Here is a 12366-nt window from a genome sequence, read left to right as displayed (position 1 = left end):
ATGACGGAGCAGCCGGTGATCCGGATCGAACGCGGCACGCCGACGGCCGAGGAGGTCGCGGCCCTGGTGGCGGTGCTGTCGGCACGGCCCGCGGCGGCGCCCGCGCCCCCGGCGGAGGTGTCCGCGTGGTGGCGCAGCGGTCTGCCGCCGGTGACCGCGGCCGGACCGGGCGCTTGGCGGCGCTCGGGACTTCCCCGCTGACCTGCGGGCAAGCCCGGCCCGAAGCCCGGTGTGCATCCTTGCCCCATTTCGGTAGTCTGCCAATGCTGGACCGCGTTGGTCGTTGACCGCGGCACCGCCGATCGCGGACGAGGAACCCCTGGGGAGGGCGTGCGAGATGGGTCTGCCCGAAGAGGACAAAGGGCCTGCCTGGCTGCGCGACTACGGTCGCGAGAGCGGGTACACCAAGTCGAACGCGATGACGGGTTACGACGAGGGTTCCCTCGCCGTGGACCTGCAGAGCCTGGTCGACTTCGCCGAGGCGCTGGAGACGGAGCACACCAAGGACTACCGTCCGCACGCGGACGAGGTTTTCAAGGACATGTCGGTCAAGGTCGCCGACCCGCACGCCGACTTCATCGAGCTGTGCTCGAGCCTGGGCTGGCAACGCGAGCTGCTGGTGCAGACTTCCGATGCGCTGCTCAAGCACGACCAGGCGGTGCTGGCGTTCGTCGCCGCGGCCCGCGAGATCAGCAAGAAGTACGGCGAGGCCGACGCGCTCGGCGCGGCCAAGGCGCAGGACGTGAACCGCAACCTCACCGTGTCGGTGCCCACGACCGCGCAGGTGCCCGGCACCACGCAGCCGCCCGGCACGACGCAGACGTCCACCGCGCAGACGCCTGGCACGACCCAGCCGACGACCACGATCCCGCAGGTCACGCCGACGGGCGGCACCGCGACCGACACCGGAGGGGACTACTGATGGCGCTCCCACCCGAGGACCGGGCACCGGCCGGCACCAACTGGTACGACAAGTCGATGCAGCAGATGTGGGAGCTGACGGCGGGCCGCCAGCTGGATCCCCACTACACCCAGGCGTCCGGCTGGAAGCGCGCCGGCGAGCTCGCTTCCCTGCACAAGAGCCGCCTGCAGACCTACCGGGAGAAGCTGGCGCAGGCGTGGCCGCCGGAGTCCAGCGACGCCGCCAAGGCATACCTGGCCAAACTCGACGAGCTGATCACCGCCGTCGAGGACGTGGCCCGCGTGTCCACCCAGAACCACCAGTACTCCCGCGACATCCCGGCCGCGTTCTACGAGGCAGAGCGCAAGCTCCAGCCGATCCGCGACGACTACAACCGCATCGACCGCGCGGTGCGCATGGGCGAGCCGGTCGCGCTCCCGAGTGGACAGACGCCGGAGAAGTACCTGCAGGGCAAGCTCAGCGAGGCCCGGACCGTGATGCGCGGGCTGTCCGCGGACCTGTCCCTGGTCCGGGTCAGCATGGCGCCGCCGCGGCCCTACCTTCCGCCGGTCGGGCACCGCGACGAGGGCGAGACCAACTACGGCGGCGTGGTGCCGCCGGTGATCCCGCCGGTGATGCCCTACGGCGGGGCCGTCGCTCCGATGCCGACTGTGACGGGTGCCACGCTGACCCCGGTGCCGGTGGCCACCGGACCCGACCTGACCGGTCTGGCACCCCCGCCCACCGCGCCCACGCCCACGATGCCCGGCATGCCCGGCCCGGTGACCCCTGGCGGCACGCCGCCGCTCGGTGGCACGCCGCCGCTCAGCGTGATCGGCGCTCCGCCGCCGGTCCCCGGCCTGCCCGGCATGGGCGGCAAGCCCGGCCCGGGCAACCCGGTCATCGGCGGCCTCGGGCCCAACACCGGCGCGCCCCGCGCGATGCCGGCGGGCGGCGTCATCGGCGGCGCTCCCGGCGGCGGCGGCATGGGCGCTCGCGCCGGTGCCGCGGGCGCGCGGACCAACCCGGTCGGCGGCATGATCGGCGGCCCCGGTGGCGGCGGTGTGGGCGGCCGCGGCGCGGCGGGCACCGTCAGCGGCCGCGGCACCAACGGCTTCGGCGCGCCCATGGGCGGTGCGCCCGGCGCCGGCAGGCGACGTGACGAGGACGATCCCGACTTCGATCCGGACACCATGTGGGCCGTGGACTCCGGCGGCGCGCCGGTGCTGGACTCGCCGGACGCGCCGGGCCCGGTGGACCCGGGACCGGCGATCGGGCTCGCCCGATGAGGTTGGCCGCACGTCTGGCGGCGGTGAGCCTGCTCGCCGCCGTCACCACGGTCGGCGTGGGCACGCCCGCCCACGCCGACCGGTACCGCAACGACCAGTGGTATCTGCCCTTCCTCCGCGTGGCCGAGGCGCACGCGATCAGCCAGGGCGAAGGGGTGACCGTCGCCGTCATCGACAGCGGCGTGGAGGGCAAGCACCCCGACCTCACCGGCAACATGCTCAAGGGCTTCGACACGATCGTCGGCGGCGACGGCGACGGCTGGGGCGACGACGAGGGCCACGGCAGCGGCATGGCCGGCCTGGTCGCGGCCCACGGCCACGGTTCCGGCAACAAGGACGGCGTGCTGGGCATGGCGCCGAAGGCGAAGGTGCTGCCGATCCGGATCTCCACGGCCAAGGGTCACGGCGGCGGCGACGCCATCGCCATCGGCATCGACGAGGCCGTGAAGCGCGGCGTGAAGATCATTTCGATCTCGGAGTCGGCCCCCTCGGCCGACTCGTCCGTGCTGATCAAAGCCGTGGCGCGGGCGCATGCGGCAGGTGTACTGATCTTCGCCGCCGCGGGCAACCAGCCGAAGGACTTCTACGTCGCGGCCCCGGCCCGGTACGAAGGCGCGGTCGCCGTCGGCGCGGTCGACCAGAAGGGCACGGTCGCCCCGGTCTCGGTGCGCGGCGACGAGGTGCAGCTGGTCGCGCCCGGCATCGACATCACCAGCACCAGCCGCATCAACACGGCCGCGAACACGCAGTACCGGCGGTCCAGCGGCACCAGTCCGGCGACCGCCATCACGGCCGGCGTCGCAGCCCTGGTCTGGTCGAAGTATCCGCAGCTCACCGCCGACCAGGTGCTGGAGCGGATGACCCGCACCGCCGTGGACAAGGGCCCGGCCGGCCGGGACCGCGACTACGGCTTCGGCCTCATCGATCCGGTCGCGGCGCTCACCGCACCGGCCGCGACCCCGTCCGCCCCGACGATCGCGCCGTCGATCGAGGTCTCCCTGCCCGAGATCCCCGACCTGCCCGACACCCGCGGGGGCGGCAGCGGTCTCCTCCTTGGCGTCGGCCTGCTCGTCCTCGTGCTCGTCGGCGGGGTCTTGGTGGTCGTCGCCGTCGTGGTGTTCCTGGTGCTGCGCAAACGCCGCTGACCGTCGCCACTACCGGCTCTACTGCCGGGTACCGGCACCGCTCTGGCGCGTGTCGCTGCGATGCGTGTCGCCGCCACGCGGCCTGGCCGCGCACGAGACGGCCATGCGCGGCGCCGGCCCGCGTGGCGGGGCCACCCGGGCCGGCGGCCGGTACGCTCGCTGCATGGCAGCTCCACCGACCTTCATCCTCGCCTCTGCGAGCCCGGCCCGGCGCACCCTGCTCGACTCGGCCGGCATCGACGCCGAGGTGATCGTCAGCGGTGTCGACGAGGACGCCGTCGAGGCGACCACGGCCGAGGCGCTCAGCGCGGTGCTGGCCCGGATGAAGGCGCACGCCGTGGAGGAGCGCCTGAAGCACAGCGCCGCGGCCCCGGCCCGGGCGCTGGTGCTCGGTTGCGACTCGGTGCTCGCCTTCGACGGGCAGATCCTCGGCAAGCCCGACGACGCCGACGAGGCGCTCAAACGCTGGCAGGCCATGCGCGGCCGCAGCGGCGTGCTGCACACCGGCCACTGCCTGGTGGAGCTGCACACCGGCCGGGTCGCCGAGGAGGTCGGCTCGACCGTGGTCCACTTCGCCGACCTCAGCGACGCCGAGATCGAGGCGTACGTCGCCACCGGCGAGCCGCTGTGGGTCGCCGGCTCCTTCACCATCGACGGGCTGGGCGGCCCGTTCGTCGAGCGCATCGAGGGCGACCACAGCAACGTCGTCGGGCTCTCCCTGCCGCTGCTGCGCCGCCTGCTGGCGACGCTGGACATCTCGATCACGGATCTGTGGAGGCCGCGCTGACGCGTGCCCTGGCATAGGGTCGGCGTATGAGCTGATCCGCCGCGGACATGCCCACGGCGCGCGTAGCGAGGAGGAAACGATGGGCCGCGCCTTCATCACGGTCACCGACGAGCTGCACGATTACATCGTCGCGCACGGCACTCCGCCCGGCGACCTGGAGCGCGACCTGGTCGCGGAGACGCTGCGGGCGACCGGCGGCGCGTCGCGGATGCAGATCGAGCCCGAGTACGCCGCGCTGCTGACGATGCTGACCCGCCTGGTCGACGCCCGCAACGCGGTCGAGGTGGGCACGTTCACCGGCATGTCCTCGCTGGCCATCGGCCGGGGACTGGCCGACGGCGGCAAGCTCGTCTGCTTCGACATCTCGGCGGAGTACACGGCCATCGCGCAGCGTTACTGGCAGCGGGCCGGGCTGGACGACCGGATCGAGCTGCGGCTCGGCCCGGCCGCCGAAGGGCTGGCCGCGCTGCCCGAGGAGCCCCACCTGGACCTCGCGTTCATCGACGCGGACAAGGAGGGCTATGCGGCGTACTGGGACGCTCTGGTGCCGCGGATGCGCTCGGGCGGGATGCTGATCGTGGACAACGTGCTGTGGTCGGGCCACGTCCTCGACGAGAAGCCGAAGGACACCTCCACCGCCGCGCTGATCGCCTTCAACGCCAGAGCGGCCGCCGACGAACGCGTCGACGTCGTCATGCTCCCCTTCTCCGACGGCGTCACCCTGGCCCGCAAACGCTGACCGCCCCCCGGGACCCGGCCCCCAGTCGCGCAGTTTCGGGGAAACTGCGGGAATCGGCCGCCGCATTGCCGCAGTTTCCCCGAAACTGCAGTCGCCGCGACCGGCTCAGGCGAGGTCGGCCGCCAGGGCGGGGGTGAGCGGAGTGCGGGTGGTGGTGGCGAAGCGCCAGGCCAGGAAGGCCGCGCCCGCGATCAGCACCGGGATGAACAGGAACGCGGTGTGCGCGCCGACCTGGTCGGCGACCAGGCCGAGCAGCAGCGGGCCGGCGCCGAAGCTGACCGCCATCGAGTACGACGCCACCCCGGCGGCCCGGTCGGCCTGGCCCGGGGCGGCGGCCACCGCCAGCGAGATGGCCAGCGGGTAGTGCATGGCGTTGCCGAGACCGACGATTACCAGGCCCGCCACCGCCACCGCGGCGCTGCCCGCGCCCCAGAAGACGGTGAACCCGGCCAGGCTCAGCGCCAGCGCGCCGAGGTAGAGCGGGATCGAAGGCAGGCGCAGCGCGATCCGGGCCCCGGCCAGACGGCCCGCGAACATACCGCCGACGATGGCCGACATGACCGCGGTGGCCCCGCCCGCGGACAGCCCGACCTGGTCGCGCAGCACCTCGGCAGTCCACATCGACAGCACGACCTCGACCGCGCCGGTGACCGTCATCATGCCCCAGGCCAGCCAGTACGCCGGGGGCAGCGGCCGCCGCGTGCCCGGCGCACGCAGCGCGGCCACCTCGGCGGGCAGCTCGCCGCCGGCCCCGACCGGCCCGGCCGTGGCAACGAGCGGCGTGCGAGCGCCTGTTCCAGCGAGAACCGGCGCTGGAAGGCCGGACGGGATGCGCACCCTCTTGATCATGGCCACGGCCGCGACCAAAGCAATCAGGGCGACCAGCAGGGCGAGCCCGGCGCGCCAGCCCAGCCCGGCGCGCATGGCCCCGCCGATGAGCAGCGGGGCGACCAGACCGGCGGCGCAGGCGACCGCGTTGGCCTCGCTGATCGCCGCGGGACCGGCCGGTCCGTGCCGCTCGGACAGCGCGGAGACGATGCCGCCGATCGCGGCGATGCCGGCCGTGGCGATCACGACGGTGAGCCCGATGGTGACCGCGAAGTACGCGGGCAGCAGCACGTAGCCGAGCACGCAGACGCCGATGACGGCCTGGCAGGCCCAGAGCACGGGGCCGCGGCCGAAGCGAAGGGACAGGTGCGGGTAGAGCGCGCCGCCCGCGACCGCGCCGACCGCGATCGCGGTGCTGTGCAGCCCGGCCACGGCGGCGGAGGTGCCCTGCTCGGCGCGTAGCAGCGGCACGATCGGACCGAAGCCGTAGTTGAAGTAGCCCCAGAGCCCCAGCTGGAGGTAGATCAACCAGGTGGCGAGGTCACGCGAGAGCCGGGGCACCTACCGAAGCTACGCTCCTTACAGGTGCCCCGGCCTCGGGTTGAGACGGAGCTAACGCCGTGTCCAGGGCGGTCGGCGCGGAAGCCGATCACGCCGGGTCAGCGGACCGACTTCGCGAACGTACGCGACGAGATGAACAGCGCGAGCACGGTCAGCGGGGTGAGGATCGCCAGCGCCTGCCAGACCGCGTCGTCGCCGGGGTTGCCGGCGAACAGCGCGCGCACACCGTCGGTCGCCCACTTGAACGGGTTGACGTTGGCGACGTTCTTCAGCCATTGCGGGGCGAAGGTGAGCGGCAGGAAGATGCCGGCCAGCAGCATGATCGGCTGGATGACCGTGTTCAGCATCGGCGCCATGGCGTCCTCGCTGCGCAGGGTCAGGCCCAGCGCGTAGCCGGTCGACGACAGCAGCAGCGTCATCAGGCCGATCAGCAGGTATGCCAGCAGCGCGTCGCCGACCGCGACCCGCAGCCCGAACGGCACCGCGAGCAGGGTCACCAGCACGGCCTGGAACAGCAGCTGCACGACGTCGCGCAGCGACCGGCCGAGCAGCAGCGCCACCCGGCTGACCGGGGTGACCCGGTTGCGCTCGATCACCCCCGCCCGCAGCTCGGCGATGATGCCGAACCCGGAGAAGGCGCTGAACAGGGCCACCATGACCAGCATGCCGGGCACGAAGATCCGGTATGCCTGCTCGTCGGTCATCGGACCGCCCGCGCTGAGCGCCTGCTTCATCAGCGGTGCGAACAGCAGCAGGTAGAACAGCGGCTGGATGATGCCGACGGCCACCCAGACCGGGTTGCGCAGCAGCAGCTGCATCTGGCGCTGGAAGACCAGCCAGGTGTCACGAAGGAACTTCACTGCTCAGCTCTCCCTCAGGCTGCGGCCGGTCTTGGCCAGGAACACGTCGTCGAGGCTGGGCCGGTGCAGCTCGATGCCCTCGATGGAGACACCCTCGGCGTCCAGGGTGCGCAGTACGTGCGGGATGGCGCTCGCGCCGTCCTCGACGTACAGCCGCAGCGACTGCTCGGTGGTCTCGACCTTGCGCACGTACTCGGCGTTGTCGAACAGGTCGGCGGCCTTGGCCACCTCGCGCGCATTGACGGAGACGACGTCGCCGAGCACCTCCTGCTTGAGGTCGGCGGGCGTGCCCTCGGCCACGATCTGGCCGTGGTCCATGATCGCCAGCCGGTCGCAGAGCGCGTCGGCCTCGTCCAGGTAGTGCGTGGTGAGGAAGACGGTCATGCCCATCTCCCGCAGCTTGCGCACCTCGCCCCACATGTGGGCGCGGGACTGCGGGTCCAGGCCGGTGGTCGGCTCGTCGAGGAAGACGACCTTCGGCGAGTGGATGATGCCGAGCGCGATGTCGACGCGGCGGCGCTGGCCGCCGGAGTAGGTCTTGCAGCGGCGGTCGGCGTACTCGGCGAGCTCGAAGGTGTCGAGGGCCTCGGTGGCGCGGCGCTGGGCGTCGGCCTTGCTGATGCCGTACATGCGGGCGTGCAGCACCAGCTCCTCGCGGCCGGTGGACTCGTCCCAGGTGCTGCCGCCCTGGGCGACGTAGCCGATGCGGCGGCGTACCTCGCCCGGCTCCTTGCGCAGGTCGGCACCGGCGATGACGGCGGTGCCGCCGTCGGGCTCCAGCAGGGTTGCGAGCATCCGGAGGGTGGTGGTCTTGCCGGCGCCGTTGGGGCCGAGGAAGCCGAAGATCTCGCCTTCGGCGACGCTCAGGTCGACACCGCGTACCGCCTCCACGGTCTTCGTCTCGCGACCGGCACGGGAGCGGAAGGACTTCCGCAGCCCGGAGGTCTCGATGATCATTTTTAGCTCCAAGGTCGGGGGAGACCTGGAGCGTAGGACCGGGGTCCGACACTAGTCAAGTTTGATTAATCGGTTGCGTGATCCCGTTCGCCGCGTGCTTGCTTCCAGCGCGCCAGCAGTTCCTCCGACAGGTAGGGCTCGCCCGAATCGATCCGCTCGGCCACCCGCTCACACCACGCGATCTCGCCCTCGTTGCGGGCGATGCCCAACTCGAGCATCCACCGCACGTGGGTCGGCTTGTTGTCCGGCACGGCCCAGCCCGAGGCGATCGCGGCCCCCGCGCCTTCGTTGTCTGCCCGCAGCCGCCGCGCCCGATGCCGCAGCGCCGCGGCGACCTCCTCCCGGGGCAGTTCGGTCATCAGCGAGAAGCCCGCCAGGAACGGGTCCTCTACCTCCCGCTGCTCCCACAGCGCGCCGCTGAGCAGGTCACGGAACTGCTCGTCACCCTTGACGGTCATCTCGTAGCGCGTCCGCGCGGGACGGCCGCCGACCTGCTCGCTGCCGGCCTCCCTCAGCGCGCCCTCGTCGGCCAGCTTCTTCAGCGCGTGATAGACCGAGCCCGGCTGCACGTTGGCCCACTTGTCGGCATGCCAGCTCAGCAGCTCCCGGCGTACGTCGTAGCCGTGCACCGGCTGCAACAGGCGCACCACGCCGAGGATCATCATTCGGGTCGTCGACACGGTGAACAGTGTGCGGCCGGATCGGCGATCGCGGGTATGCCACCCCCACCAGCAGTGATCTGAACGAGCGTTCATGACACAGGTCACATGGCTCCTGAGCGCTCGTTAATGATCAACTCCACCGATAGACTCCGCGCAGGCCCGTTCGGGGAGGACGATGATGACGATGCTGTCCAAAGTGTTGATCGCGAACCGTGGCGAGATCGCCGTACGCGTGGCACGCGCGTGCCGCGACGCGGGCCTGGCCAGCGTCGCCGTGTACGCCGACGGCGACCGCGACGCGCTGCACGTGACCATCGCCGACGAGGCGTACGCCCTCGGCGGTCAGACCAGCGCCGACACGTACCTGCGCATCGACAAGCTGATCGAGGTCGCCCAGCGCTCCGGCGCGGACGCGGTGCACCCCGGCTACGGCTTCCTGTCCGAGAACGCCGCCTTCGCCGAAGCCGTCATCGAGGCGGGCCTGACCTGGGTCGGCCCCACCCCGCAAGCCATCCGCGACCTCGGCGACAAGGTCACCGCCCGGCACATCGCGCAGCGCGCGGGCGCGCCGCTGGTGCCCGGCACCGCCGACCCGGTGAAGCACGCCGACGAGATCGTCGCCTTCGCGCAGGAGTTCGGCCTGCCCGTCGCCATCAAGGCGGCGTTCGGCGGCGGCGGCCGCGGACTCAAGGTCGCCCGCACCCTCGAGGAGATCCCCGAGCTGTTCGACTCGGCCACCCGCGAAGCGGTCGCCGCGTTCGGGCGGGGCGAGTGCTTCGTCGAGCGGTACCTCGACCGGCCCCGGCACGTCGAGGCGCAGGTGCTGGCCGACCAGCACGGCAACGTCATCGTGGTGGGCACCCGCGACTGCTCGCTGCAGCGCCGCCACCAGAAGCTGGTCGAGGAGGCCCCCGCGCCGTTCCTGACCGATACGCAGCGCAGCGCCATTCACGACTCCGCGAAGGCGATCTGCCGCGAGGCCGGCTACCACGGCGCGGGCACGGTCGAATACCTCGTCGGCGTGGACGGCACGATCTCCTTCCTGGAGGTCAACACCCGGCTGCAGGTCGAGCACCCGGTCACCGAGGAGACCTCCGGCATCGACCTGGTCCGCGAGCAGTTCCGCATCGCCGCGGGCGAGAAGCTGCGCCTGACCGAAGACCCCGCCCCGCGCGGTCACTCCATCGAGTTCCGCATCAACGGCGAGGACCCGGGCCGCAACTTCCTGCCCGCACCGGGCGTGATCACGAAGATGCACCTGCCCGGCGGCCCCGGCGTGCGGGTGGACACCGGCTTCGAGGCCGGCAACGAGATCAGCGGCAACTTCGACTCGCTGCTGGCCAAGGTCATCATCACCGGCGAGAACCGCACCGAGGCCCTGGAGCGGGCCCGCCGCGCCCTGGACGAGATGGTCGTCGAGGGCATGGCCACCGCCCTGCCGTTCCATCGCGCCATCGTGCGCGACCCCGCGTTCGTCGAGTTCACCGTGCACACCCGGTGGATCGAGACGGAGTGGCACCACACCGTCGCGCCGTTCGGCCAGGCCGCGGCCGCGGACGACGAGGCCGGCGAGCGGCAGACCGTCGTGGTCGAGGTCGGCGGCAAGCGCCTGGAGGTCTCCCTGCCCGCCTCGTTCGGGGGTACGGCCGTTGCCGCGCCCGCCGCGGCCGGACGTCCCGCCAAGCGGGCCGCCGGCAAGCGGGGCGCGAACGTCGCCGCCGGCGGTGACGCGCTGGCCGCCCCCATGCAGGGCACCATCGTCAAGCTCGCGGTCGCCGACGGCGACACCGTGGCCGAGGGCGACACCGTCGTGGTCCTGGAGGCCATGAAGATGGAACAGCCCCTCACCGCCCACAAGGCCGGCACCATCACCGGGCTGTCCGCCGCGGTGGGCGAGGTGGTCCAGTCCGGCACCACCATCTGCGAAATCAAGTAGCCCGCACGCATCCGCGGTTCGCCGCCCGGATCCTTGATCGTTCGACTTGCCTGGCACCTGTGCGTATCTTGAAGCGCCATTCGCCCATGTGCCAGGCAATGCGTCACCGCGAGACGGTAAGCCACCCGCGGTGTGCTCGTTTCGGGACGCTTCGGCGTCCCGAAACGAGCAGCCACCGGCGACAGGTATCCGCTCGCACCGGCCGCGCGACTCCTCGAGTGATCTAGAAGGCGCTCACCAGGACGTGGGCATGGGCATGCCCTCCGTGTAACCCGCGGTGGACTGGACGCCGATGAGGGCTCGGGCGTGGAACTCGTCGAGGGTTTTGGCTCCGGCGTAGGTGCAGGCGCTGCGGACGCCGGCGACGATCTCGTCGATGACGTCCTCGACGCCGGGGCGTGCCGGGTCCAGGTACATCTTGGCGGTGGAGATGCCCTCCTCGAAGACGGCCTTGCGGGCCCGGTCGAACGCCGAGTCGTCAGCGGTGCGCGCGCTGACCGCCCGCGCCGACGCCATGCCGAAGTTCTCCTTGTAGCGCCGCCCGTCCGGGTCGGTGTAGAGGTCGCCGGGCGACTCGTAGGTGCCCGCCAGCCACGAACCGATCATCACGTTCGCCGCACCCGCGGCCAGGGCCAGGGCCACGTCGCGGGGATGGCGTACGCCGCCGTCGGCCCACACGTGCCTGCCCAGCTCACGGGCGGCCGCGGCGCACTCCAGCACGGCCGAGAACTGGGGCCGCCCCACGCCGGTCATCATGCGCGTGGTGCACATGGCGCCGGGGCCCACCCCGACCTTGATGATGTCGGCGCCGGCGGCGACCAGGTCGCGTACACCCTCGGCGGTGACCACGTTGCCCGCGACGACCGGCACCGCGGGGTCCACCGAGCGCACCGCGCGCAGCGCGTTGATCATGCGCTCCTGGTGGCCGTGCGCGGTATCCACGACCAGCACGTCCACCCCGCCCGCCAGCAGCTCGGCGGCCTTGCCTGCGACGTCGCCGTTGATGCCGATGGCGGCCGCGACCCGCAGCCGCCCCTTCTCGTCCAGCGCCGGGGTGTACAGCGTCGCCCGCAGCGCGCCCTGCCGGGTGGTGATCCCGGCCAGCCGCCCCTCGTGGTCGACGACCGGGGCGACCTTGCGCCGCCCCTGGTGCAGGATGTCGAACGCCTCGCGCGGGCTGGCCGTGGCCGGCACGGTCAGCAGCTCGGTCGACATCACGTCGCGCACCTGCGAGAACCGGTCCACGCCCATGGTGTCGGACTCGACGACCAGCCCTACCGGACGGCCCTGCTCGTCGACGACGACCACCGCGCCGTGCGCCCGCTTGGGCAGCAGGTGGATGGCGTCGCCCACGGTCTCGTGCGGGCGCAGCGTTATCGCCGTGTCGTGCACCAGGTGCCGCTGCTTCACCCAGCCGATCACCTCGGTCACCACGGCGCTCGGGATGTCCTGCGGGATCACCGCGAGGCCGCCACGCCGCGACACCGTCTCGGCCATCCGCCGCCCGGCGATCGCGGTCATGTTCGCCACCACGATCGGGATGGTGCACCCGGTCCCGTCGGCGGTGGACAGGTCCACCTCCATGCGCGAGCCGACCTCCGAACGGCTCGGCGCCATGAAGACGTCGCTGTAGGTCAGATCGTGCGCGGGCTGCGCACCGGACAGGAACCGCATGAGGCCATCTTCACCCATCAACCCGGC

The 12366-nt window shown here is 72.1% G+C and carries 12 protein-coding genes; 7 read left to right on the top strand and 5 right to left on the bottom strand.

Annotated features, from left to right (window positions below; genetic code table 11):
* The 6 genes from FLL47_RS20795 (at position 1) to FLL47_RS20770 (ending at position 4861) form a co-directional block, all read left to right on the top strand.
* Entirely contained in the window at positions 1 to 201 is a 201-nt protein-coding gene (locus tag FLL47_RS20795) for an acyl-CoA carboxylase subunit epsilon (protein ID WP_144122203.1), read from the top strand.
* 136 nt (positions 202 to 337) lie between these two features.
* Entirely contained in the window at positions 338 to 922 is a 585-nt protein-coding gene (locus FLL47_RS20790; RefSeq protein WP_144122202.1) for a hypothetical protein, read from the top strand.
* On the top strand, positions 922 to 2190 hold the full coding sequence (locus tag FLL47_RS44775) for a hypothetical protein (RefSeq protein WP_144122201.1): 1269 nt from the start codon (positions 922 to 924) through the stop codon (positions 2188 to 2190). Before FLL47_RS20790 ends, FLL47_RS44775 begins: the two co-directional genes overlap by 1 nt.
* Positions 2187 to 3335 carry a S8 family peptidase gene (locus FLL47_RS20780; RefSeq protein ID WP_144122200.1) on the top strand — a complete coding sequence of 383 codons (1149 nt, stop codon included), beginning with the start codon at positions 2187 to 2189 and terminating at the stop codon, positions 3333 to 3335. The genes FLL47_RS44775 and FLL47_RS20780 overlap by 4 nt, the downstream gene beginning before the upstream one ends.
* A 163-nt stretch (positions 3336 to 3498) precedes the next feature.
* A complete protein-coding gene (locus FLL47_RS20775) occupies positions 3499 to 4122 on the top strand; it encodes a Maf family protein (RefSeq protein WP_144122199.1) in 624 nt (207 codons plus the stop codon).
* A 79-nt stretch (positions 4123 to 4201) separates the two neighbouring features.
* The gene (locus FLL47_RS20770; RefSeq protein WP_144122198.1) at positions 4202 to 4861 is read left to right on the top strand and encodes an O-methyltransferase; all 660 of its coding nucleotides are present in this window, start codon (positions 4202 to 4204) and stop codon (positions 4859 to 4861) included.
* 105 nt (positions 4862 to 4966) lie between these two features.
* On the opposite strand, the gene FLL47_RS20765 is transcribed toward FLL47_RS20770, so the two are convergent.
* From FLL47_RS20765 to FLL47_RS20750, 4 genes are all read right to left on the bottom strand, one after another.
* The gene (locus tag FLL47_RS20765; protein WP_144122197.1) at positions 4967 to 6250 is read right to left on the bottom strand and encodes an MFS transporter; all 1284 of its coding nucleotides are present in this window, start codon (positions 6248 to 6250) and stop codon (positions 4967 to 4969) included.
* Positions 6251 to 6348: 98 nt separating this feature from the next.
* Positions 6349 to 7110 carry an ABC transporter permease gene (locus FLL47_RS20760; RefSeq protein WP_144122196.1) on the bottom strand — a complete coding sequence of 254 codons (762 nt, stop codon included), beginning with the start codon at positions 7108 to 7110 and terminating at the stop codon, positions 6349 to 6351.
* A gap of 3 nt (positions 7111 to 7113) precedes the next feature.
* Entirely contained in the window at positions 7114 to 8064 is a 951-nt protein-coding gene (locus FLL47_RS20755; protein WP_144122376.1) for an ATP-binding cassette domain-containing protein, read from the bottom strand.
* A gap of 68 nt (positions 8065 to 8132) precedes the next feature.
* Entirely contained in the window at positions 8133 to 8747 is a 615-nt protein-coding gene (locus FLL47_RS20750; RefSeq protein WP_246158304.1) for a PadR family transcriptional regulator, read from the bottom strand.
* 169 nt (positions 8748 to 8916) lie between these two features.
* Here FLL47_RS20750 and FLL47_RS20745 point away from each other — a divergent pair, with 169 nt between their 5' ends.
* Positions 8917 to 10665, top strand: coding sequence for an acetyl/propionyl/methylcrotonyl-CoA carboxylase subunit alpha (locus tag FLL47_RS20745; protein ID WP_144122374.1), 1749 nt, complete (start codon positions 8917 to 8919; stop codon positions 10663 to 10665).
* Positions 10666 to 10899: 234 nt separating this feature from the next.
* Here FLL47_RS20745 and FLL47_RS20740 read toward each other — a convergent pair whose 3' ends face one another.
* Complete coding sequence (locus FLL47_RS20740; RefSeq protein ID WP_144122195.1) at positions 10900 to 12339, bottom strand: GuaB1 family IMP dehydrogenase-related protein; 1440 nt, start codon at positions 12337 to 12339, stop codon at positions 10900 to 10902.
* Between the last annotated feature and the right edge of the window lie 27 nt (positions 12340 to 12366).

This window comes from Catellatospora sichuanensis, assembly GCF_007483665.1.
In the GTDB taxonomy this organism is placed as follows: Bacteria; Actinomycetota; Actinomycetes; order Mycobacteriales; family Micromonosporaceae; genus Catellatospora; species Catellatospora sichuanensis.
This window is presented reverse-complemented; position numbering and strand designations above follow the sequence as displayed.